General features: G+C 63.2%; 21 protein-coding genes. 6 read left to right on the top strand and 15 right to left on the bottom strand.

The annotated features are described in order from the left end of the window. Positions 1 to 3: 3 nt before the first annotated feature. Entirely contained in the window at positions 4 to 372 is a 369-nt protein-coding gene (gene sdhD, locus JYG34_RS17365) for a succinate dehydrogenase, hydrophobic membrane anchor protein (protein ID WP_011534754.1), read from the bottom strand. Next, the gene (sdhC, locus tag JYG34_RS17370; RefSeq protein ID WP_011534755.1) at positions 366 to 752 is read right to left on the bottom strand and encodes a succinate dehydrogenase, cytochrome b556 subunit; all 387 of its coding nucleotides are present in this window, start codon (positions 750 to 752) and stop codon (positions 366 to 368) included. The genes sdhD and sdhC overlap by 7 nt, the downstream gene beginning before the upstream one ends. Before the next feature lie 352 nt (positions 753 to 1,104). On the opposite strand from sdhC, the gene gltA reads away from it, so the two are divergent. After that, complete coding sequence (gene gltA / locus JYG34_RS17375) at positions 1,105 to 2,394, top strand: citrate synthase (RefSeq protein WP_011534756.1); 1,290 nt, start codon at positions 1,105 to 1,107, stop codon at positions 2,392 to 2,394. Between the two features lie 138 nt (positions 2,395 to 2,532). On the opposite strand, the gene JYG34_RS17380 is transcribed toward gltA, so the two are convergent. The 4 genes from JYG34_RS17380 to JYG34_RS17395 all read right to left on the bottom strand — a co-directional run bounded on the left by JYG34_RS17380 (position 2,533) and on the right by JYG34_RS17395 (position 5,478). Then, positions 2,533 to 3,135 (bottom strand): START domain-containing protein, encoded by a 603-nt coding sequence (locus JYG34_RS17380; RefSeq protein ID WP_213657600.1) that lies wholly within the window; start codon positions 3,133 to 3,135, stop codon positions 2,533 to 2,535. 33 nt (positions 3,136 to 3,168) lie between these two features. Then, positions 3,169 to 3,423: a YkgJ family cysteine cluster protein gene (locus JYG34_RS17385; protein ID WP_213657601.1), complete on the bottom strand. Its 255-nt coding sequence runs from the start codon at positions 3,421 to 3,423 to the stop codon at positions 3,169 to 3,171. A gap of 107 nt (positions 3,424 to 3,530) precedes the next feature. Further along, complete coding sequence (locus tag JYG34_RS17390; protein WP_213657602.1) at positions 3,531 to 3,974, bottom strand: hypothetical protein; 444 nt, start codon at positions 3,972 to 3,974, stop codon at positions 3,531 to 3,533. Between the two features lie 61 nt (positions 3,975 to 4,035). Continuing rightward, the gene (locus JYG34_RS17395) at positions 4,036 to 5,478 is read right to left on the bottom strand and encodes a PLP-dependent aminotransferase family protein (protein WP_213657603.1); all 1,443 of its coding nucleotides are present in this window, start codon (positions 5,476 to 5,478) and stop codon (positions 4,036 to 4,038) included. A 117-nt stretch (positions 5,479 to 5,595) separates the two neighbouring features. Here JYG34_RS17395 and JYG34_RS26465 point away from each other — a divergent pair, with 117 nt between their 5' ends. Beyond that, a complete protein-coding gene (locus JYG34_RS26465; protein WP_283811765.1) occupies positions 5,596 to 5,763 on the top strand; it encodes a hypothetical protein in 168 nt (55 codons plus the stop codon). A gap of 832 nt (positions 5,764 to 6,595) precedes the next feature. Here JYG34_RS26465 and JYG34_RS17405 read toward each other — a convergent pair. From JYG34_RS17405 to JYG34_RS17425, 5 genes are all read right to left on the bottom strand, one after another. After that, positions 6,596 to 7,405, bottom strand: a complete 810-nt coding sequence (locus JYG34_RS17405) for an OmpA family protein (protein ID WP_213657604.1) — start codon at positions 7,403 to 7,405, stop codon at positions 6,596 to 6,598. Next, the gene (locus JYG34_RS17410) at positions 7,402 to 7,755 is read right to left on the bottom strand and encodes a DUF4398 domain-containing protein (protein ID WP_213657605.1); all 354 of its coding nucleotides are present in this window, start codon (positions 7,753 to 7,755) and stop codon (positions 7,402 to 7,404) included. The genes JYG34_RS17405 and JYG34_RS17410 overlap by 4 nt, the downstream gene beginning before the upstream one ends. Before the next feature lie 9 nt (positions 7,756 to 7,764). Further along, on the bottom strand, positions 7,765 to 8,586 hold the full coding sequence (locus tag JYG34_RS17415; protein ID WP_213657606.1) for a substrate-binding periplasmic protein: 822 nt from the start codon (positions 8,584 to 8,586) through the stop codon (positions 7,765 to 7,767). Positions 8,587 to 8,664: 78 nt separating this feature from the next. Then, positions 8,665 to 9,594 carry an electron transfer flavoprotein subunit alpha/FixB family protein gene (locus JYG34_RS17420; RefSeq protein WP_213657607.1) on the bottom strand — a complete coding sequence of 310 codons (930 nt, stop codon included), beginning with the start codon at positions 9,592 to 9,594 and terminating at the stop codon, positions 8,665 to 8,667. Beyond that, positions 9,595 to 10,344: an electron transfer flavoprotein subunit beta/FixA family protein gene (locus JYG34_RS17425; protein ID WP_213657608.1), complete on the bottom strand. Its 750-nt coding sequence runs from the start codon at positions 10,342 to 10,344 to the stop codon at positions 9,595 to 9,597. A 542-nt stretch (positions 10,345 to 10,886) separates the two neighbouring features. Between JYG34_RS17425 and JYG34_RS17430 the strand changes: the two genes are divergently transcribed. Continuing rightward, positions 10,887 to 12,551 carry an electron transfer flavoprotein-ubiquinone oxidoreductase gene (locus JYG34_RS17430; RefSeq protein ID WP_213657609.1) on the top strand — a complete coding sequence of 555 codons (1,665 nt, stop codon included), beginning with the start codon at positions 10,887 to 10,889 and terminating at the stop codon, positions 12,549 to 12,551. Between the two features lie 90 nt (positions 12,552 to 12,641). Here JYG34_RS17430 and JYG34_RS17435 read toward each other — a convergent pair whose 3' ends face one another. The 3 genes from JYG34_RS17435 to JYG34_RS17445 form a co-directional block, all read right to left on the bottom strand. Continuing rightward, positions 12,642 to 13,967, bottom strand: a complete 1,326-nt coding sequence (locus JYG34_RS17435; protein WP_213657610.1) for an MFS transporter — start codon at positions 13,965 to 13,967, stop codon at positions 12,642 to 12,644. A gap of 69 nt (positions 13,968 to 14,036) precedes the next feature. Continuing rightward, positions 14,037 to 14,522 (bottom strand): histidine kinase, encoded by a 486-nt coding sequence (locus tag JYG34_RS17440; protein WP_213657611.1) that lies wholly within the window; start codon positions 14,520 to 14,522, stop codon positions 14,037 to 14,039. Between the two features lie 171 nt (positions 14,523 to 14,693). Then, the gene (locus JYG34_RS17445) at positions 14,694 to 15,170 is read right to left on the bottom strand and encodes a sigma-70 family RNA polymerase sigma factor (RefSeq protein ID WP_213657612.1); all 477 of its coding nucleotides are present in this window, start codon (positions 15,168 to 15,170) and stop codon (positions 14,694 to 14,696) included. A gap of 212 nt (positions 15,171 to 15,382) precedes the next feature. Here JYG34_RS17445 and JYG34_RS17450 point away from each other — a divergent pair, with 212 nt between their 5' ends. From JYG34_RS17450 to JYG34_RS17460, 3 genes are read left to right on the top strand one after another with little or no spacing between them, the layout of a single operon-like run. After that, positions 15,383 to 16,558 (top strand): efflux RND transporter periplasmic adaptor subunit, encoded by a 1,176-nt coding sequence (locus tag JYG34_RS17450; protein WP_213657613.1) that lies wholly within the window; start codon positions 15,383 to 15,385, stop codon positions 16,556 to 16,558. Between the two features lies 1 nt (position 16,559). Next, positions 16,560 to 18,524, top strand: a complete 1,965-nt coding sequence (locus tag JYG34_RS17455) for a MacB family efflux pump subunit (protein ID WP_213657614.1) — start codon at positions 16,560 to 16,562, stop codon at positions 18,522 to 18,524. 3 nt (positions 18,525 to 18,527) lie between these two features. Further along, positions 18,528 to 19,931, top strand: coding sequence for an efflux transporter outer membrane subunit (locus JYG34_RS17460; protein ID WP_213657615.1), 1,404 nt, complete (start codon positions 18,528 to 18,530; stop codon positions 19,929 to 19,931). Between the two features lie 206 nt (positions 19,932 to 20,137). Here the strand turns inward: JYG34_RS17460 and pvdP are convergent, their stop codons facing one another. After that, on the bottom strand, positions 20,138 to 21,760 hold the full coding sequence (gene pvdP / locus JYG34_RS17465; protein WP_213657616.1) for a pyoverdine maturation tyrosinase PvdP: 1,623 nt from the start codon (positions 21,758 to 21,760) through the stop codon (positions 20,138 to 20,140). Positions 21,761 to 21,816: the final 56 nt, after the last annotated feature.

Raw genomic sequence — 21,816 nt, forward strand, 5'->3', positions numbered from 1 at the left:
GAATCAGATACCCCAGAGAATCTGCACACCCCAGACGAAGTAAGCGAACATCGCTACGCCGCATACCGCCTGGAACAGGAAACGAATCGCAGTCGCCGACTTGCCGAACGACATCGGCGTCAGGTAGTCGGTGGCAATGGTCCACATGCCGACCCAGGCGTGGGCGCCCAGGGCAACGAGGGCCAGCAGACTGAAGATACGCATCGCGTTGTTGGAGAACAGGCCGTGCCACTGGGCATAGTCGATGCCCGGGTGTGCGGCGAGGTAGCCGATCAGGAAAATGAAGTAAGCCGCGAGAACGACCGCCGAGACGCGCTGCGCCATCCAGTCGTAGAGGCCCGAACGCGAGAGGTTCGTGACGTTAGTTACCATACCCAAACTCCTGCCAGAACGATCAGCACCACGGAGATGACGATCACGATTTTCGAGCCCAGCTTGCCGCCTTCCAGCGTCTCACCGATGCCCATGTCCATGATCAGGTGGCGCACACCTGCCACGAGGTGATACAGCAGGCCGGACAGCAGGCCCCAGGTCACCAGTTTGGCCAGCGGACTGGTCAGACACGCCTTCACCTCGGCAAAGCCTTCCTCGCTACCCAGCGACTTGCCCAATGCGTACAGCATGATGGCAAGGCCGAGGAACAGGATGACGCCGGAGATACGGTGAAGAATGGACGTGTACGCGGTGATCGGGAGTTTGATGGTCCTTAGGTCTAGGTTTACAGGTCGTTGGCTTTTCACGGCTTTTTTCACACTGAAGAGCCCCTAGCTAACAGGGCAAAGTTGTTGGTAAGTGTACTGGTCAGGTACCCACCACCCAGGAGAGCGACGACACCCAGCAGGACGGGCTTGAAAGCCCCTGGGAGTCGGCTGCCGAGTATAGACAGTTAGGCTGCTCATGACAACGTGAGGGACTCGCCCGAATAGCGCATTGCCTTTAATGAACAAAAGGCGTAAACGGGCGGGAATTTCGCGAAAAACCAGGCTCCAGAGGGCGTTTCAACCAGCCTTTAGGCAAATTGACATTCGAATTTATCCCTCTATAGTGGTGCGGGCCCTGCGTGGGGGGTCTGTCTGATGATTTCAAGCATTAATAGGAGGCCACATGGCTGACAAAAAAGCGCAGTTGGTCATCGAGGGCAATGCCCCCGTCGAGCTGCCCATTTTAACCGGCACCGTTGGTCCCGATGTTATCGACGTCCGCGGGTTGGGGGCATCCGGCCACTTCACCTTCGACCCTGGCTTCATGGCGACCGCCTCGTGCGAGTCGAAGATCACCTACATCGACGGTGACAAGGGCATCCTGCTGCATCGCGGCTACCCCATCGAGCAACTGGCCGAACAATCGGACTACCTCGAAACCTGTTATCTGCTGCTGAACGGCGAACTCCCCAACGCCGAACAGAAAGCGCAGTTCGTCAGCACCGTGAAGAACCACACCATGGTTCACGAGCAGCTGAAATCCTTCTTCAACGGCTTCCGTCGCGATGCTCACCCGATGGCGGTGATGTGCGGCGTGGTTGGCGCCCTGTCGGCGTTCTATCACGACTCGCTGGACATCAACAACGCGCAGCACCGCGAGATCTCCGCCGTGCGCCTGGTCGCGAAAATGCCGACCCTGGCGGCGATGGTCTACAAGTACTCCATGGGCCAGCCCATGATGTACCCGCGCAACGACCTGTCGTACGCGGAAAACTTCCTGCACATGATGTTCAACACCCCGTGCGAGATCAAACCGATCAGCCCGGTGCTGGCCAAGGCGATGGACCGGATCTTCATCCTCCACGCCGACCACGAGCAGAACGCCTCCACCTCCACCGTGCGCCTGGCCGGCTCCTCGGGTGCCAACCCGTTCGCCTGTATCGCCGCCGGTATCGCCGCACTGTGGGGCCCGGCCCACGGCGGCGCGAACGAAGCCGTGCTGACCATGCTCGATGAAATTGGCGATGTCTCGAACATCGACAAGTACATCGCCAAGGCCAAGGACAAGAACGACCCGTTCAAGCTCATGGGCTTCGGTCACCGCGTGTACAAGAACCGCGACCCGCGCGCCACCGTGATGAAGAAGACCTGCGACGAAGTGCTGGGCGAGCTGGGCATCAAGAACGACCCGCAGCTCGAACTGGCCATGCGCCTGGAAGAGATCGCCCTCACCGACCCTTACTTCATCGAGCGCTCGCTGTACCCGAACGTCGACTTCTACTCGGGCATCATCCTCAAGGCCATCGGCATTCCGACCAGCATGTTCACTGTGATCTTCGCCCTGGCACGTACCGTGGGCTGGATCTCGCACTGGAAAGAAATGCTCTCCGGCCCGTACAAGATCGGCCGCCCGCGCCAGCTGTACACCGGTTACGAGCAGCGTGACATCGTCGAGCTGAAGGACCGCAAGTAAGCTTTACAAGCCGAACGCAAAAAGGCTGCCCCAGGGCAGCCTTTTTTGTTTCTGCGTCGCCAGTACCGACCCTTTCGCGGGCATGCGTAGCCCCTGTGGGAGCGGGCTTGCCCGCGAAAGGGCCAGATCCGCCGGCTACTACTTCTCGGCCTTCGCGCGCAACGCTTTGAGGGTGTTGAACGGCGCCTCCACCACGAACTTGTTGGCCACCATCGCCGGCACGCTGCCACCCGGCTCGGTGTGCACCTGGTAGATCACCTCGGTACTGTCACCCTTGGGCACCAGCTTCCAGAAGCCCTGCACCCGGGCCACGCGCACGAAACCATCGGTCTCGGGCAGGTACTTTGGCTGCTCCTCGAGCTTGCGCGTGAGGCTGCCATCAGCCTCCTGAACGGTGGTCACGTGCAGAATCGAGTCACGCGGTGTCACCGGCCACGGCGTGTTGAACTGGGTGTAGGTCCAGCTCTGGTCGCCCTCCTGCTTGAGCAGCTTCTGCGACTTGCACTCGTGAATCCAGGCACAGGCCCCCGCCACATCCTCCTGCAGCGCCCTGACCTTGGCCAGCGGCGCCTTGATCACGGTCACGCCTTGGTAGGCCTTGTACTGCGAGCCCGGCACTTCGCTCAGCGATACCTTGATGCCCTCCTCGTCCTTGGCCACCTTCCAGTTCTCGGCCCAGGCCGTCGGCGCCAGCAGGACACCCATGCCACATAGCAGTGCGATACGCTTGATCGATCTCATCATCTTGTTCCTTGTTGTCGAAGATCCAACCTGTCACGCCGCCGTCATCTGCTCCAGCCACCCGATGATGCGGATGGCGTCGTCACGATCATTGCCACAGATATCCACTTCCGCCTTGAAGCCGCCACACACCTTGGGCCGTTCGGGCCTGCCGAACAGCTCGCACAGGTTTTCGACATTCAAGTGCAGGCAGCGCTCACCCGCCGGCTTGCCTTCTGGCATACCGGGGATCGGCGAACTGATGGACGGGGCGATGCAGCAGGCACCACAGCCCTCGCGGCATTTCATGACAACAGGACTCCCAGGAGCAAAACGGGACGAACGTCCCTGGATACTAACCGCTCAAACATACGTTTGAAATTGCCGAACGGATGAATTCACCCGTGACCCGGCAGTCAGTTGCGAAATTCAAAATCGATTGCGGCACCTTCCACGTCATGGCGCGCATCGTTGCGAAGCTGCAATTGCATTTCGTTGCTGATCAACCGGCCATTGAGCTGGAACGGGCTGTCGTCGGACTCTGGCTTGGTCGGGAACATGGACGGCAATAACGCCTTGCGTGGCGGCGGCACATCACCGACATCCGGCTTGAGATGCCGAACCATGTCGGCCGGCAGGCTCAAGTCCAGCTTGGGCACAGCCAGAGGCTTGGCCACGGCCTTGCTGGCTGGCTTCGCCTTCGCTTTGGGCCTGGACTTCACAGCAGCTTTTGCCGGCTTGGCGGCCTTGCCTGTCGCAGCCTGCGCCTTGGCCGCAGGCTCCGCAGCCTGGGCCACGCCCACTGACAACCAGGGCACTGCACAGCACAGGATGAGGGCAAACGGTCGAAGCGCTTTCATAGGTACCGGGAACAGGCTGGAAAAGCGCGTATGCTCCCTGTTCCACGCGCGTCTGACAAGCCTACAAAAGTGAGGCCGTTGACTCCCTGCACAATTGACTGGCCAGCAACCCCAATGCAACCACCGCACGCTCGGCCTCTTTGTTCCACGGGAAGCCGCAATTGAGACGAATACAGTGATTGAACTGCTCGGTGTTGCTGAAGATCAGGCCTGGCGCAATGCTGATTCCCTGCTCCAGCGCTCGAACATGCAGTTCTTGCGTATTGACCCGCCCAGGCAGACTCACCCAGAGAATGAAACCACCTGTTGGTCGAGTCATCTGCGTACCTTCCGGGAAGTGCTGCTGCACAGCCAACTGGTAGGCACTCAGGTTCTTGCGGTATTCCTGGCGAATGAAACGCAGGTGGCGATCATAGCCACCGTTCTCCAGATACGCCGCCACGCCCATCTGGGTCACGCTGCACGCCGAATGCGTAGTGAAGGTCTGCAAGCGCTGAATTTCGTCCTGGTATCGCCCAGCAATCATCCAGCCAACCCGCACACCCGGTGAAAGGGTCTTGGAAAAACTCGAACAGTAGATCACCCGGTCCAGGCGATCGAACGCCTTGAGGGCCTTGGTGCGCCCTTGCTCGAACATCAACTCGCCATAGATATCGTCTTCGACGATCTGGATATCGAAGTCTGACGCCAGGCGCAGCAGTTGCTTCTGACGCTCTTCCGGAATGGTGCCACCCAGAGGATTACTGAGGCGAGCGGTCAGGACCAATGCCTTGATCGACCATTGGTTGGCCGCCAGTTGCAAAGCCTCGAGGCTGATACCCGTGGATGGGTCGCTTGGGATCTCGATGACCTTCAATCCCAGCAGGTCGGCAAGCTGCAACAGCCCATAGTAGGTTGGTGATTCCGCAGCGATCAGATCACCTGGTCGGGTCAGCACTCGCAACGACATCTGCAAGGCATCGACACAGCCGTGAGTGACCACCACTTCACGCGGGTCGACCAACACACCGGCGTCGCGCATGCGTATCGCGATCTGCCGACGCAATGGTTCGAAACCTGGGCTGAACATGTAGCTGAAAGCACGCGGACTATGAAACCGGGTGACTTTGGCCAATTGCTGGTGCAGGGCGCGCACCGGCAGGTAGTCCACATGGGGAACCGCCGCACCGAAGGGAAACACGCCATCACGACGCGCCTCGACCAGAACCTGCTGGATGATGCTGGCGCGTGTGACCAGCCCCGGGCGTTCGACCCGGGCGATATCCGGAGTCTGGGCAGTCAACGCCGGGGTCTGGTGCACGTAGTAGCCCGACTGCGGCCGCGCCCGGATCAGGCCCTGGTCCTCGAGGTTGGCATAAGCCTGCAGCACAGTGGCATGGCTGACATTCAGCTGCGCGCTCATCTTGCGCACCGAGGGCACGCGCTCGCCGGGCTGGTAGACACCACGCCGGATATCATCGGCCAGTTGCTGGGCAATGCGCTGGTACAGCAGCAGGTTGGTCATGGCGTGTTCTCGAAGCGCGGACGGGATCATTGTTCTTGTGCGACTCACTGCGGAGCCAGAATACCGTAACAGTTGAGAAGTGTACTGGGGCAGATCGGAGAATAGTCAACAATACAGTTGCGTGACAGTGAAAAAGTGAGCGACTGCATCGAAGCGCCGACGAACGCGCAAAATGGCTTTGGCTTTGGCTTTGGCTTTGGCTTTGGCTTTGGCTTTGGCTTTGGCTTTGGCTTTGGCTTTGGCTTTGGCTTTGGCGATCAGGATGTTAGCCACACCGTCAGCTAGCGACAGCTGCGCCAGCCCAGGCGCCGCCCGTAACTTCGCGACTTCAGGAGGCTGAGCGCAGGCGTCTGGAGGGCCAGGTGCGCAGCACCCTTCGGCGTAGCCGAAGGCGCGAGATGTAGACTTGCGCAGCAAGTCGTAGGCCGCGCGGGCCCGGAAGGCGCCGGAGCGAAGGGACCCGGAGCGTAGCGGAGGGCCGTATGAATGGAGCGCAGCGTTTTTTGGTTACTTTTTGTCGCGTTTGACAAAAAGTGACCCGCCGTAAGGGCGGAAAGGTGACTTCGAGTCGCTATCGCAAATGGATATGCACACAGCTGTAGAGACCTATTAAGTTTTGACTTTGACTTTGACTTTCAGAGTATTGGCCTTGAAATTCGTGAGCATATCCATTCACGATGGCGGCGCTGACTCACCTTTTCGCCCTTACGGCGACCTTCTTTTGCACGCGGGCAAAAGAAGGCAAAAACCGCTGGCTCCGTTCATACGACCCCTGCGCTTCGCTCCGGGGTTCCCTCACTCCGGCCTTGCTCCCGCGTGGACGCACTGAAGGGCCATCCATGGCCCATCAGTGCTCGACGGGCATCCATGCCCGTCGCCCCGCTACGCAAGTCCTACGTTCGGCCTCCTGAAGTCGCATTTGGCGGCGCCTGAACTATCGCGCACTTAGAAGCAAGATCAAGATCAAGATCAAGATCAAGATCAAAGAAATTGAAGTTAGTTGGCAGACTGGTAGTTATCTATTGGTCATTCCGGCCCATTCGTAGGCAAGCCCGCTCCCACAGGGCGCATACAAACCCCGTGGGAGCGGGCTTGCCCGCGAATGAAAAGCCTGGGTTCAGCGCGCCGGCGCGAGCTTGCCCTTGTCATCGGAGAAGACGATCTCGACCCGACGGTTCTGCGCCCTGCCCCGCTCCGAGGCATTGGCCTCCACCGGGTACTGGTCGCCATACCCCTCAACCTGGATACGCTTCTCGTCGACCCCCAGGTCGACCAGCATGTCGGCAACCGACTGAGCACGATCACGGGACAGCTTGAGATTATCTTCCGGGTTGCCAGTGCTGTCGGTGTAACCCTCGATACGCACCACCCGGCGCGGATTGAGTTGCAGGAACTGCACCAGCTTGAGCACAGTACGGCTGGCAGAGTTCTTCAGATCCGCCTCCCCTGTGTCGAACAGCACATCCCCAAGGGTCATCACCAGGCCACGATCAGTCTGCTCGGACGCCAACGCAACAATCTGCGCCTCGACCCATTTACCCTGCTGCTGAACACTGGCGAGCTTGGCTTCGCGCAAGCCCAACTGCAAGCGCTGACGCTCGAGGTCGAGCTTGGCCAGGCGTTCCTGGTTGAGCGCCAGCTTGGCATGCTCACCGGCAATTTCGCTGTAGCGCTGGCTCAGATAGGCATAATGACGCACGTCGCTGCCCGTGCCGATATAGCCGGCCAGGCGCTCCGCACGCCCCAGCGACTCACCTGCGCGAATCACATCGCGCGGCGCGCTGCGCAGCACATTGGAATCGTCCTTGACCTTCTGGAACGCCGTGCTGGCGTCATCCAGCGCCGACTCGCTGCGCTGGCTGGCGCAGCCCTGCAATCCGACCAGCGCCAGCAAAGCCAGCGCCGCCATGGGTTTGAGACGATTCATGGCTGCACCTCCAGCTGCTTGCGCAAACGCTTGATCCGCGACTGCAGCACCTGCAACTGCTCCTCGCTCTTCTGGGTCAGCACACGAGCCTCGGCCAGGCGCGCGTCCAGCTCGGCCTGCTCGGCACGCATGCGCGCATCACGATAGCTCTCGGTGGCCATGTTGGCCTTGGCACGGGCCAGCTTGTCTTCGGCCAGTTTGTACTCCGGCACTTGCTCGGTGGCGCCGACGGCCTTGGCCTGCTCCAATGCCTGCTCAGAGAGGCGCAGCTGTTCATGGGGCGCCGGGTCGTTGGCGCAGCCGGCCAGGCCGAACACGACCAGGGCAAGAATAAGAGGTTGGATTCTCACGCAATCTTCCTACTGTTTAGGGGCGTCCAGCGGCGCCTGCATCTGCGCTTTCCAGCGCTCGACATTGCGCTGCAGCACGGCCTCGGTCGCCCCGGAGATCGGCAATTCTGTCAGTTTTTTTGCCAGTTGTCCGCGCAACCAACTGTCGTTGCAAGCCGAGTTGTGCGACACCGCCAGGTAAAGGCCTGGGCGGTCCACCGGCAGCCCCCGGGCGACCAGGTCATTACCCACCCCCAGGCTCTGGGCCATGGCCATGCCGGAGTATCGCCCCGCCAGCACATAGTCGACCTGGCCAAGCACCAGTTTCTGGAATGCCTGCGTGAGGTTCTGCGCCGGCTCCAGCCTCAGCTGGGTCTTGGCAAACGCTTCGAATGCCGGCGTCAACCGAGCCTTTTCCGACAGACTTCCCTGGTAGCGGGCCAGATCCGCCGGCCCCTCGAACGCAAGCGTCGCGTCATGCCGGGTCCATACCAGGTACTCGTTGAGCTGCAGCGCCGGGTGGATATAGTCCAATGCAGTCAGCTGGGCGACCTGCATGGGGGTGTCGAGCAGCAGGTCCATGCGCCCACTGCGCACCTCCTCCAGCGCCTGGTCACGCCGACCGGCATGCAGCACCTCCACCTTCACCCCCAACTCGCTCGCCGCCTGGCGCAGCAGGTCGACGTTGGCGCCAATCAGGTGCTTCGGATCGTTCGGGTCCTGCCAGGAATAGGGCGGCGCATCCGGGCTGCCCGTGGCCACCAGCCGCTCGCATTTGCCCACCGCCCACACCGAGGTCGACAGCAGTGCCAGCGCACAGGCCAGCATCCCCTTGCTCGAGCGCAACGCCATGCAACACTCCTTGCATCCATAAAAAAAGCCCGGCCCTCAACAAGAGGGCCGGGCTTCTTTATAAGTGAAGCCGCCGGATCAGACCAGCTTTTCCAACTCCGGAACCGCTTCGAACAGGTCGGCAACCAGGCCGTAGTCGGCCACCTGGAAGATCGGTGCCTCCTCGTCCTTGTTGATCGCAACGATCACTTTCGAGTCCTTCATACCGGCCAAGTGCTGGATTGCGCCGGAGATACCGACGGCGATGTACAGCTGCGGCGCAACGATCTTGCCGGTCTGGCCGACCTGCATGTCGTTCGGCACGAAGCCTGCGTCGACTGCGGCGCGCGAGGCACCGACGGCGGCGCCGAGCTTGTCGGCCAGGGCGTACAGGTGCTTGAAGTTGTCACCGTTGCCCATGCCGCGACCGCCGGAAACGACGATCTTGGCGGCGGTCAGCTCAGGGCGATCGGACTTGGCCAGCTCTTCGTTGACGAAGGCCGACTTGCCGGCGTCATGAGCGGCAGCGACCGCTTCGACGGCGGCCGAGCCACCTTCGGCGGCCACGGCATCGAAGCCGGTGGTACGCACGGTGATGACCTTGACCGCGGCGCTCGATTGCACGGTGGCAATGGCGTTACCGGCGTAGATCGGGCGCTTGAAGGTGTCGGCGGATTCGACCGAGATGATCTCGGAAATCTGGTCGACGTCCAGCAGCGCGGCAACACGCGGCAGGATGTTCTTGCCGTTGGTGGTGGCCGGAGCCAGCACGTGGCTGTAACCCTTGGCCAGCTCGGTTACCAGCGGCGCGACGTTTTCCGGCAGGGCGTGGGCGTAGGCAGCGTTGTCCGCGACCAGCACCTTGGCCACGCCGGCGATCTTGGCGGCGGATTCGGCGACGCCACCGACGTTCTGGCCAGCGACCAGCACGTGCACATCACCACCAATCTTGGCGGCGGCAGCGACAGTGTTCAGGGTGGCCGGGGCTACGGCACCGTTTTCGTGTTCAGCGACAACCAGGATAGTCATTTAGATTACCTTCGCTTCGTTCTTCAGCTTCTCGACCAGTTCGGCCACCGACTTGACCTTGATACCCGCGCTGCGGGCGGCAGGCGCTTCGACCTTGAGGGTCTTGCTGGTGGAGGCGAGGGAAACGCCCAGCGCATCTGGAGTAACGGTCTCCAGCGGCTTCTTCTTGGCCTTCATGATGTTCGGCAGCGACGCGTAGCGTGGCTCGTTCAGGCGCAGGTCGGTGGTGACGATGGCTGGCAGGTTCAACGCAACGGTCTGCAGGCCGCCATCGATTTCACGGGTGACGTTGACCTTGTCGCCGGCGACTTCGACCTTGGAGGCGAAGGTGCCTTGGGCGTAGCCGGTCAGCGCGGCCAACATCTGGCCGGTCTGGTTGTTGTCACTGTCGATGGCTTGCTTGCCGAGGATGACCAGCTGCGGCTGCTCTTTATCGACAACGGCTTTCAGCGCCTTGGCCACGGCCAGGGAGCTCAGCTCATCAGTGGCTTCGACCAGGATGGCGCGGTCGGCGCCCAGGGCCAGGGCGGTACGCAGTTGTTCCTGCGCGGCGGTCGGCCCGATGCTGACGACGACGATTTCGCTCGCCACGCCCTTTTCTTTCAGGCGGACGGCTTCTTCCACGGCGATTTCGCAGAAGGGGTTCATGGACATCTTGACGTTTGCAAGGTCAACGCCGGAGTTGTCCGCCTTGACGCGAACCTTGACGTTGTAGTCGACCACTCGTTTGACAGCTACAAGAACCTTCATGGATTCCTCGTTACTCTCCGGTGAAAAGAAGATCGCCTGGGGGCTGCCCGGCGAATGCGCGTGGGTACAAGGGCACCTCTAAAAACGTTCCGGGGCGGGAAAATTTCAAGTGACCGATCAGTCCTGTCACGACCTTGGATTCGAAAACCCTCGGGTCATTTTCTGTCGTGGCGTGTAGACTCCACTACAAAGCCTGATTCGGCCCGCAAACCCTGCTCCACGCCTGGTCTTTAGGGGTGCACCTGCGCCCGACGGTCAGCCTACGGCGAGCGTAAAAGCGCTCGTATCTTGACCGTAACACCCAATCCGGTCAATACGGCAAATTGGCCACCCTCCAGCCGCGTACCTTTGATTTTACTGGGCTCCGGCAAATTCAAACAAACGTTTGTATTGGACCCGTCAAGTGGTGTAGATATAATGCGCGGCCAAGACAAGACGGTGTAGTCCGTCATCCACGAAGCTACAGCAGCCGCACGCCGTGCATGACCGTCAAGCACCCATAAGACAAGCAACAGCGATGAGCCTTGAGTAGGAGAGAACCAGTGGAACGCGAATACATGGAATTCGACGTGGTCATCGTCGGCGCAGGCCCGGCCGGCCTGTCCGCCGCCTGCCGCCTGAAGCAGAAGGCCGCCGAAGCCGGTAGCGAGATCAGCGTCTGCGTGGTCGAGAAAGGCTCCGAAGTCGGCGCCCACATCCTCTCCGGCGCGGTGTTCGAGCCCCGCGCCCTGAACGAGCTGTTCCCCGACTGGAAGGAACTCGGCGCGCCGCTGAACACCGAAGTTAAGCGCGACGACATCTATGTGCTCAAGGATGCCGGCAGCTCGACCAAGGTCCCCGACCTGTTCGTGCCCAAGACCATGCACAACCAGGGCAACTACATCATCTCCCTGGGTAACCTGTGCCGCTGGCTGGCCCAGCAGGCCGAGAACCTGGGCGTGGAGATCTACCCGGGTTTCGCCGCGCAAGAGGCGCTGTTCGATGAAAACGGCGTGGTCCGCGGCATCGTGACCGGCGACCTGGGCGTCGACCGCGAAGGCCACCCGAAGGATGGCCTGTACACCCCGGGCATGGAACTGCGTGCCAAGTACACCCTGTTCGCCGAAGGTTGCCGCGGCCATATCGGCAAGCAGCTGATCAAGCGCTTCGACCTGGACAACGAATCCGACGTCCAGCACTACGGCATTGGCCTCAAGGAAATCTGGGAAATCGACCCGGCCAAGCACGAGCAAGGCCTGGTGGTGCACACCGCTGGCTGGCCGCTGGATGTGATGAGCAAGGACAACACCGGTGGTTCGTTCCTCTATCACCTGGAGAATAACCAGGTGGTGGTCGGCCTGATCGTCGACCTCTCGTACGCCAACCCGTACCTCTCGCCGTTCGACGAGTTCCAGCGCCTGAAGCACCACCCGGTGATGGCCCAGTACCTCGAAGGCGGCAAGCGCATCAGCTACGGCGCCCGCGCCATCTGCAAGGGCGGCTTCAACTCGCTGCCGAAGATGGTGTTCAATGGCGGCGCGCTGATCGGCTGCGACCTGGGCACCCTGAACTTCGCCAAGATCAAGGGCAGCCACACCGCGATGAAGTCCGGCATGCTCGCGGCCGAAGCCGTGGCCGATGCGCTGATCGCCGGCAGCGAGGGCGGTGATCAACTGAACGGCTATGTCAGTGCGTTCAAGGCCAGCTGGCTGCACGAGGAACTGTTCGCCAGCCGCAATTTCGGCCCGGCCATGCACAAGTTCGGCCCGCTGCTGGGCGCTGCGTTCAACTACGTCGACCAGAACTGGTTCGGCGGCAAGCTGCCGTTCACCCTGCACGACACCAAGCCGGACTACGCTTGCCTCAAGCTCGCCGCCGACTCGCAGAAGATCGACTACCCGAAACCAGACGGCAAGCTCAGCTTCGACAAGCTCAGCTCGGTGTTCCTCTCCAGCACCAACCATGAAGAGGAACAACCCTGCCACCTGAAGCTGACCGACCCGAACATCCCGATCGCCAGCAACCTGCCGCTGTACGACGAACCGGCGCAGCGCTACTGCCCGGCCGGCGTGTACGAGGTGGTCACCCAGGAAGACGGCAACAAGCGCTTCCAGATCAACGCGCAAAACTGCGTGCACTGCAAGACCTGCGACATCAAGGACCCGGCCCAGAACATCACCTGGGTCACCCCTGAAGGCGCCGGAGGGCCGAACTACCCGAACATGTAAGCCCTGCCCTTGCGGCAAGAAAAAGCCCCCTGGCCATGAGGCCCGGGGGCTTTTTCGTGTCTGCCTCAATGCACTACAGCCATTAACAACTCATTTGTCACCACACAAGATCGGCATCGGTTCGGCACCAGACATCAGCGACTCCCGGCGCCCGAAATAGAGGGCCGTAAACAGCCCCACCACGCCCATTGCCAGACAAAAACCGACACACACCCACGGGCTCCACGGCATCAGTGCAATCAACACCAGCGGCGTAATGCTCGCCCACAGCGCATAGGCGACGTTATAGGTGAAGGATATTCCCGACACCCGGATTTCAGCCGGGAACAACCCGACCATCACCGACGGCACCACCCCCACCACGCCACAGGACAACCCAGCCAGGGCATAGGCCAGCCAGATCACGCCCCACTGCCCCACCAGGCTGGCATAGAGCGCACCAACGCCCAGCGGCAGCAGCAAGCTGTAGATCATCAGCGCACGCCAGGCGCCGATACGGTCGACCAGCAAACCGGCCAGCACGCAACCGATATTGAGAAAGACGATGCCCACGCTGCTTAAGGCGAAAGTGTGCCCAGCGCTCATGCCGAAACGCTGCTGCATCACCGTGGGCGTGATCACCACCAGCACCACCACCGCCGACGTCAGCACGCAAGTGAGCAGTGCCGCGGGAATCAAGGACCGGCGATGCTCGCCCAGCACCGTGCGTAACGGGAACGCCACCGGACGCGCCTGACGCTCGCGCAGGGCCAGGAACACCGGTGTCTCGCTGAGCCAGCGGCGCAGCCAGACACCGATCACACCGAACACGCCCCCCAGCAGGAACGGATAACGCCAGGCGTAATCGAGAATCTCCTGGGGCGTGTAGAGCTGCGCCAGCAAGGTTGCGGTCAGCGCCCCGAGCAGGTAGCCGAAGGTCAACCCGGCTTGCAGGAAGCCCAGCGCATAGCCACGCCGCCCAGCCGGAGCATGCTCGGCAACGAAGGTCCAGGCGCTGGGCACCTCGCCGCCCACGGCGGCCCCCTGGAGAATACGCAGGGCCAGCAGGATCAGCGGCGCGGCGTAGCCGATGTCGGCGTAGGTCGGCATCACGCCGATCAGCAGGCAGGGCAGCGCCATCATCAGGATGCTCAGGCTGAACACCCGCTTGCGCCCCAGGTGGTCGGCGAAGTGGGCCATCAGGATCCCGCCCAGCGGCCGCGCCAGGTAGCCCGTGACGAAGATCCCGAAGCTCTGCAGCAGGCGTAGCCACTCCGGCATCTCGGGCGGGAAGAACAGCTGGCTGAGGGTCAGGGCGAAGAACACGAAGATGATGAAATCGTAGATTTCCAGGGCGCCGCCCAGCGCCGCCAGGCCCAAGGTCCGGTGGTCGCCGCGGCTGAACCGGGGCGCGCGGGCGGTATCGATGGCAGTCATGGCAGGTTCCGCAACTTGGCAAAAGGCCAGAGGATAGCAAATGCCGAGGACGCGGGACCGCTTACGGGCTCAAGAAGAGCGGCTGAACACCGTCTGGGCGAAGTTCATCCGTCGCTTGGGGTAACCATTGCCGCCGGCCAGGCTCGGCGGCAATGGTATCTCACCGACCTTCAGCGGCATGTCGATGATCGCCATGAACGTCTCCATGGCCTGGTTGTCGGGCACCCCGGGCAGACTGACGCTCACGGCCTGGCGCTCGCCCACCGGCACGGCCGGGATCTTCAGCTTCAGGGAGTGGTAGAGCAAGGCATGCTGGATCTGCGCGCTGACCCGGCAGAAACGCGCCAGGTCGACTCCCGCGTGGCTGGCCAGCTCGATGTTGCCGACCAGCAGGTTGAACGGCTGCAGGGCACTGTGCACCAGACGCTGCAGGTCGTCGAAGCTCTCCACCGGGGCAATGCGGTAGTAGCCCAGGCCATTGAGCAGTTTTTCCAGCTGCAGCCGCTGGTCGGGGTGCTCATCCGCGATGAGGATGCGCAAGGTCTTGTTCGGCATCGTCCGGGCCCAGGCAGCAAGGTTATGAATGAGGCTCCATGACCGAACTGCGCCCGTGAAGGCAAACGTCAGGCGCAGCGCCTGAGCGGGGTCTTTATTGATAGTTGTCTTGAAACATCCAGAAATCAAGTTGCCACTACAGGAAATTTTCACCCGCGCTTCACGGGGTATTCAGGATTCCCAGAGGCGCATGCGCACGCGGCAGTGCTTCATGGCATTGACGATGTGCTTTTCCACCAGGCTGCGGGAAATGCCCAGGCGCTCGGCGATCTGCTGATGGGACAGGCCGTCGATCTTGCGCAGCAGGAAACTGTCGCGGCATTGCGCGCTCAACTCATTCAGGGCGCGCTGCATCAAGGCCATGCGCTGGTCGAGTTGCATGCCCTGTACCGGGGCCGGGCTGTGCCAGCGCTCGTCACTGTCGAGTATTTCCAGCGGCTCGGCCTGGCGGACCTGGTGCCGGCGATGACGATCGACCACCAGGTTCAGGGCCGTGCGGTAGAGAAAAGCGCGCGGATGTTCGATCTGCTCGCCTTCGCTACGCTCCAGCACCCGCAGGTAAGCGTCATGGGCGACATCCTCCGCAGCCTGGCGATTGCCCAGGCGTGCGGAAAGGAAACTCACCAATTCGCGATAGTAATGTTCCACGACGGCACCTGGCGTTCCCCCGCACACGCACTGACCTGCAGGGCGCGGGTCTGGATGATATCAGCGTGCGATCTTACAAATTATAATTATTCTCAGCAACACAGAGTTCAGCCACTACCGCCGTTAAATCGCCCTGCCTGGCATTCGTTTAACTGGCACCCCCGGGAACGCGCCCTGCCGTCCTCGGCCACTCCCTCCGGCTGGAAGTCCGCATGACTCGCACATCCAATACTCGCCGCCTGGCCTATGCCACACTGGGCCTGCTTGGCCTGGGCAGCCTGCTGGCCTGGAAGGCCCTGCCCTTCGGCGGCGCCACCGTCAGCACCGTGCCGGTGACCCGCGCCGACATCGAGAGCAGCATCACGGCATTGGGCACCCTGCAACCCATGCGCTATGTCGATGTCGGCGCCCAGGCGTCCGGACAGATCCGCAAGTTGCATGCGCAAGCCGGCGATGAAGTGCGTCAGGGCCAACTGCTGGTCGAGATAGACCCCTCCACCCAGCAGGCCAAGCTGGATGCCGGGCGTTTCTCGATCGAAAACCTCAAGGCCCAGCTCGCCGAGCAACGCGCCCAGTTCGTCCTCGCCCAGCAGCAGTATCAGCGCCAGCACGACCTGGCCGCCGCTGGCGCCACGCGCCAGGAAGACCTGCAGGCAGCCCAGGCCCAACTGAAAGTGACCCAGGCGCGTATCGACATGTACCAGGCCCAGATCCGTCAGGCCCAAGCCAGCCTGCGCAGCGACGAGGCGGAGTTGGGCTACACCCGTATCTACGCCCCCATGGACGGTACCGTGGTGGCGGTGGATGCCCGCGAGGGGCAAACCCTCAATGCCCAGCAGCAGACACCGTTGATCCTGCGCATAGCCAAACTGTCGCCGATGACCGTCTGGGCCCAGGTCTCCGAGGCGGACATCGGCAAGGTCAAACCCGGCATGACCGCCTACTTCACCACCCTGGCCGGTGGCAAGCGGCGCTGGAGCAGCACCGTCAGGCAGATCCTGCCGATCCCGCCCAAGCCACTGGAGCAGTCCGGCCAGGGCAGCGGCAGCCCGGCCAGCGCCACGGCCGGCACCAGCGCCAGCAAGGTGGTGCAATACACCGTGCTGCTGGATGTCGAGAACCCCGACGGCGCCCTGATGGCCGAGATGACCACCCAGGTGTTCTTCGTCGCCGGCCAGGCCAGCCAGGTGCTCAGCGCCCCGCTGGCGGCGCTCGACGAAACGCCCGGCAGCGAGCTGCGCCTGGCCCAGGTGCTCAACGCTGATGGCAAGGTCGAGGCGCGCCAGGTGCGCACCGGGCTGAGCGACCGGTTGCGCGTGCAGATCCTCGACGGCCTGCGCGAAGGCGAACGCCTGATCATCGGCGCGCCTATCGCCAGCGGAGGCTGACATGGGCGCGCCCCTGATCGAGCTGTGCGATATCCGCAAGGCGTACGGCGGTATCGATTCGCCCAAGGTGGAAGTGCTGCGCGGCATCAGCCTGAGCATCCACCCGGGCGAATTCGTCGCCATCGTCGGCGCCTCGGGCTCCGGCAAGTCCACGCTGATGAACATCCTCGGCTGCCTCGACCGCCCCACGTCCGGCAGCTACCGTTTCGCCGGCCGCGATGTGGCGGAACTGGACAGCGACGAACTGGCCTGGCTGCGCCGCGAGGCGTTCGGTTTCGTGTTCCAGGGCTACCACTTGATCCCTTCGGGCTCGGCCCAGGAGAACGTCGAGATGCCGGCGATCTATGCCGGCACGCCGCCCGCCGAGCGCCACGCCCGTGCCCTTGCCCTGCTCGACCGCCTGGGCCTGGCCAGTCGCACTGGCAACCGTCCGCACCAGCTTTCCGGCGGCCAGCAACAACGCGTGTCGATTGCCCGGGCCTTGATGAATGGCGGCCATATCATTCTTGCCGACGAACCCACCGGCGCCCTGGACAGCCATAGCGGGGCCGAGGTCATGGCCCTGCTCGACGAACTGGCCAGCCAGGGCCATGTGATCATCCTCATCACCCACGACCGTGAAGTGGCGGCGCGCGCGCAACGCATCATCGAGATCCGCGACGGCCTGATGGTCAGCGATTCGGCCGCCGCGCAACCTTCGCCGGCACAACCCGAACAACTGCAAGCCAATGACCTGCGCCAGCGCCTGGACCGCGGCGCCATCCTCAAGGGCGCCTGGAAAGGCGAGATGTTCGAGGCCCTGCAGGCGGCCTGGCGGGTCATGTGGATCAACCGCTTCCGTACTGCCCTGACGCTGCTCGGCATCATCATCGGCGTGGCTTCGGTGGTGGTCATGCTGGCAGTGGGTGAAGGCAGCAAGCGTCAGGTGATGGCGCAGATGGCGGCGTTCGGCTCCAACATCCTCTACCTCAACGGCAAACGTGCCACCGCCCAGGAACCCGGCGGCATCGTCACCCTCGACGATGTCGCGGCGATCGGCGAACTGCCGCAAGTGCTGCATGTCATGCCGGTGATCGGCGGCCAGTTGATGGTACGCCAGGGCAACAGTAGCCAGAGGTTCTATGTCGGCGGCAACAACACCTGGTTCCCCGCCATTTTCAATTGGCCGGTGGTCGAAGGCACATTCTTCAGCGAAGCCGACGAAGCCAGCGGCGCCGCGGTGGCCGTGATCGGTCAGAAGGTGCGCAGCAAGATGTTCGGCGAAGGCAGCAACCCGCTGGGGCAATACCTGCTGATTGGCAACGTGCCCTTCCAGGTGGTCGGTGTCCTCGCGGCCAAGGGCGCCAGCTCCGGCAGCGAGGACAGCGACGAGCGCATCGTCGTGCCCTACTCCGCCGCATCCATTCGCCTGTTTGGCAGCCAAGACCCGGAGTACGTGGCCATCGCCGCCATCGACTCGCGCCGGGTGAACGATACCGAGGCCGCCATCGACCGCCTGCTGCGCCAGCGCCACCAGGGCAAGCACGATTTCGAACTGACCAACGACGCCGCGCTGATCCAGGCCGAGGCCCGCACCCAGAACAGCCTGTCGCTGATGCTCGGGGCGATCGCCGCGATCTCGCTGCTGGTCGGCGGCATCGGGGTGATGAACATCATGCTCATGACCGTGCGCGAACGCACCCGCGAGATCGGCATCCGCATGGCCACCGGCGCCCGCCAGCGCGACATCCTGCGCCAGTTCCTCACCGAGGCGGTGATGCTGTCGATGGTCGGCGGCGTCACCGGCATCGGCATCGCCCTGCTGGTCGGCGGCGGCTTGCTGCTGGCCGATATCGCCGTGGCCTTCGCCCTGCCCGCCATCCTCGGCGCCTTCGCCTGCGCGGTGATCACCGGCGTGGTGTTCGGCTTCATGCCGGCGCGCAAGGCCGCCCGCCTCGACCCGGTCAAAGCCCTTACCAGCGAATAACCCATGACAATCCCCAGCCGTATCAGCCTGTTGAGCCTCAGCCTTTGCCTCGCCGCCTGCAGTACCCCGCCGCCACCTGCGGCGGGCATCGACGCACCACCCACCTGGCAAGGCATGACCGACCCGGCGCAGCCCTTGCCGGACCCGCAATGGTGGCAGGCGTTCGCCAGTACCGAGCTGGATCGCCTGGTCGAGCGTGCCCGTCAGAACAGCCACGACCTTGCCGCCGCGGCGGCACGGGTGCGCCAGGCCCAGGCCAGCGCAGTGATCGCCGGGGCGCCCTTGATGCCCGAAGTGAAGTCCGGCCTGGATGGCTCCCGCCAGCGCTTGCTGCGCGGCGAAGGCAACGACCAGCTCGATGCCAGCAGCCGCGAACGCACGAGTACCTCATTCGGCGTCCGCCTGAGTGCCAGTTACGAAATCGATTTCTGGGGTGGTCTGCGCGCCACCCGTGACAGTGCCCTGCGCAGTCTGGACGCCAGCCGCTTCGATCGCCAGGTCGTCGAGCTGACCCTGAGCGGTGCCGTAGCCGACAGCTACTTGCAGGGTTTGGCCCTGGAAGAGCAACTGCGTATTGCCCGCCTGAACCTGGAAAACGCCAAGGATGTGCTCGGGCTGGTGGAAGCCCGTGAGCGCTCAGGCTCGGCCACGCGCCTGGAGTTGGCTCAGCAACGTAGCCTGGTAGCCGCTCAAGAGCGACAGCTACCCCTGCTCGAACAGCGCCGACAGGACAACCGCGTCTCCCTGGCCACGCTGCTGGGCGATCCGGTGCAAGCCCTGCCCGCCAGCAACGAGACAATCGACGCACTGCGCTGGCCCGGCATCGGCAGCGGCGTACCCAGCGAGCTGCTCGGACGGCGCCCGGACATCGCCGCCGCCGAGTCGCGCCTGGCGGCGGCCAGCGCCAACGTCCAGGTGGCCAGGGCCGCCATGCTGCCGCGCCTGGTGCTGGGGGCGACGCTGGGCAGTGGCGCGCGAACCTTCGCCAATCTTGGCGACAGCCCCTATTACACCCTCACCGCCGGGCTCACCGCGCCCATTTTCAACAATCGCCGACTGAGCGCAGCCCGGGACCTGGCCCGCGCCGAACAGCAAGAGCTGCTGGAGAATTACCGGGCCAGCATCCTGGCGGGTTTCGCCGATGTGGAAAAGGCCCTGAACGCCATCAGTGGCGTGGAACGCCAGCGCCAATGGCAAGACCAGGAAGTGGAACAGGCGCGCCTGGCCTTCGACCTGGCGCAGCAACGCTATGCAGCCGGGGCCGAGACCCTGCTGACGGTCCTCGAGACCCAGCGCGCGCTGTACCTGGCGCAGGACCAGCAGGCGCAACTGCGCCTGGCGCGATTGCAGGGGAGCGTGGCGTTGTACAAGGCGCTGGGGGGCGGGTGGCAAGTGCCGAAGGCTTGAAAGCCTGGCAGTGATCCTCTGCCGGAGCGGGCTTACCCGCCAAGAATACGACGCGGTGCATGGCACCGGCCATGCCGGTGTTCGCGGGTAAACCCGCTCCCACAGGCACTGCGCCAATTTCGGAATCAGTACTGTCCCTGTAGGCGCCGGGCCGGCACAGTCAATACGGCACAGCTCGAACAGCGTCAGCGGCCTGAAGGCCGCCCTCAGGAAACAATGTTCTTCAACGACAGGTGCCGCGCATACCACGGCCGCTGCGGCACCTTGCGCAGGAAGCCGTCGATCTTGTCGTCCTCGCCAAAGGTGATACGCAAAGCCAGCTTCATGGTCTCGACGTCCATCTCCACCGACTTGCCCGGGCGCGTGCCGGGCTGGGTGCTGCAGCCATGGGTGTCCGGCCCCAGCCAGGGGTCGTCGACCTCCACCCAGCGCCCCAGCGCGAACCAGGGCACGCCGTTGACGTCCTGCCTGCGCACCTGGCCGGGATGGTAGCGCTCGTGAGCACGGAACCAGTCGTCGATGCGGTCGTCGATCCAGCCATGGAAACCCCAGAACACCGGGTTGACGTGAGACGAGAACGGGTCGCCCAGGAAGTCATTCTCAGGCTCGAACCAGCGCGCGGCGAAGTCCGCCTGATCGCGGGCGAACGGCACGGGCGCGGCATTGTTCGGGTCGCGCGGCACCGACGCCCAGCACATGTGCAACCAGTCGTGCAGGGTCATCTCCAGCTCCGAACCGAAGGCCCCCAATGACAGCTTCGACAGGTACACCGGGTCCTGGTACTGCGACTCCCAGACCTGGAAGTTGCCGCAAAAAGTCTCGCTGGCCTTGATTGCCGACACCCACTGGCCATAGGCATCGTCACCCGGCGCCTGCCAGGCCGGCGGCACGCAATAGCCATCGTGGTTGTCGTGGTAACGGGCAAAGCCTTGGCGATCGAACTCGACGTTCGGTTGCGGCAGCGGAAAGCGCGGCCAGGAAGGCAAATCCTGCAAGGTACGCGCGTACATCAGCATGTGCCGGTGCATGAACAGGAAGTCGATGCCGGAACCGTTGCGGTGCTTGCGCGGGCCACGGGCGTCACGTTCGCGATCCCTTGGGCCGGGCTGCCAGCCCAGGCCGCGCAGGGCATTCTGTTTCTGCTCCGACAGGCGATGCCATTTGTCCCGGGTCGCGTGCCACAGCTGGTGGAACAGACGGTGTTCGGCGCCAATCACCCAGGCCTGCATCTGCGGGGTATAGACGAGCCGCTCGCGGGCCTCGGGAAACAGGCGCTTGACCGCGACGAAACGGTTGTCCAACAGGGGCATGGTCAGCGGGCGGTCCAGGCGCTGCAGGCGCCCGCTCAAGGTGCCCGTGCCCGCGTTGGCGAAACGGCCCCACACCTCGTCCAGGCTGGCCACGCATTCGTAGACCGAGCGGCCGCGCGTGTCGACCAGGCGCCAGCGCACTTCACGCGAACTGGCGCCGACCAGGTCGCCCAGCACGCGGTAGGCGGGTTCCCCGTCACCACGCAAACGCTCACCGGTATCGACGTAACCGCGCAAGCCACGCCCCTTGGTGGCCACATCGAAAAACACCTCCAGGCCCTCGGCGGGCAACCCCTCCATGCCGGCGTCGACGCCTTCGAGGCGCAGGTCCCAGACGCCACGCAACCGATCCGCCAGCACCTGGCCGGAATAATCGGCCAGCTCGACGCTCGCCTCACCGGGTGTGACGATGTCGTCCTCCGGGTCATGGGTCAGCTTCTTGTGCGCGTAGTAGGCAGCCGTGCCGGTGGCGCCCGCCACGGCCAGGCCCGCGATGAATCCTCGTCGAGAAATTGTCATTGCGCCTCAGTCCATTCCCGCCATGCTGCGGTGTCTATCCAAGCTAGGACGTAGGC

Origin of the sequence: Pseudomonas entomophila, from assembly GCF_018417595.1 — a bacterium.
GTDB classification, from domain to species: Bacteria; Pseudomonadota; Gammaproteobacteria; order Pseudomonadales; family Pseudomonadaceae; genus Aquipseudomonas; species Aquipseudomonas entomophila_C.

What these genes read in the sequence shown, in the direction of transcription:
- sdhD (WP_011534754.1), bottom strand. Translation starts at nt 372, where the DNA reads ATGGTAACTAACGTCACGAACCTCTCGCGTTCGGGCCTCTACGACTGG.
- gltA (WP_011534756.1), top strand. Translation starts at nt 1,105, where the DNA reads ATGGCTGACAAAAAAGCGCAGTTGGTCATCGAGGGCAATGCCCCCGTC.
- JYG34_RS17380 (WP_213657600.1), bottom strand. Translation starts at nt 3,135, where the DNA reads ATGAGATCGATCAAGCGTATCGCACTGCTATGTGGCATGGGTGTCCTG.
- JYG34_RS17385 (WP_213657601.1), bottom strand. Translation starts at nt 3,423, where the DNA reads ATGAAATGCCGCGAGGGCTGTGGTGCCTGCTGCATCGCCCCGTCCATC.
- JYG34_RS17390 (WP_213657602.1), bottom strand. Translation starts at nt 3,974, where the DNA reads ATGAAAGCGCTTCGACCGTTTGCCCTCATCCTGTGCTGTGCAGTGCCC.
- JYG34_RS17395 (WP_213657603.1), bottom strand. Translation starts at nt 5,478, where the DNA reads ATGACCAACCTGCTGCTGTACCAGCGCATTGCCCAGCAACTGGCCGAT.
- JYG34_RS17405 (WP_213657604.1), bottom strand. Translation starts at nt 7,405, where the DNA reads ATGAATCGTCTCAAACCCATGGCGGCGCTGGCTTTGCTGGCGCTGGTC.
- JYG34_RS17415 (WP_213657606.1), bottom strand. Translation starts at nt 8,586, where the DNA reads ATGGCGTTGCGCTCGAGCAAGGGGATGCTGGCCTGTGCGCTGGCACTG.
- JYG34_RS17420 (WP_213657607.1), bottom strand. Translation starts at nt 9,594, where the DNA reads ATGACTATCCTGGTTGTCGCTGAACACGAAAACGGTGCCGTAGCCCCG.
- JYG34_RS17425 (WP_213657608.1), bottom strand. Translation starts at nt 10,344, where the DNA reads ATGAAGGTTCTTGTAGCTGTCAAACGAGTGGTCGACTACAACGTCAAG.
- JYG34_RS17435 (WP_213657610.1), bottom strand. Translation starts at nt 13,967, where the DNA reads ATGACTGCCATCGATACCGCCCGCGCGCCCCGGTTCAGCCGCGGCGAC.
- JYG34_RS17440 (WP_213657611.1), bottom strand. Translation starts at nt 14,522, where the DNA reads ATGCCGAACAAGACCTTGCGCATCCTCATCGCGGATGAGCACCCCGAC.
- JYG34_RS17450 (WP_213657613.1), top strand. Translation starts at nt 15,383, where the DNA reads ATGACTCGCACATCCAATACTCGCCGCCTGGCCTATGCCACACTGGGC.
- JYG34_RS17455 (WP_213657614.1), top strand. Translation starts at nt 16,560, where the DNA reads ATGGGCGCGCCCCTGATCGAGCTGTGCGATATCCGCAAGGCGTACGGC.
- JYG34_RS17460 (WP_213657615.1), top strand. Translation starts at nt 18,528, where the DNA reads ATGACAATCCCCAGCCGTATCAGCCTGTTGAGCCTCAGCCTTTGCCTC.
- pvdP (WP_213657616.1), bottom strand. Translation starts at nt 21,760, where the DNA reads ATGACAATTTCTCGACGAGGATTCATCGCGGGCCTGGCCGTGGCGGGC.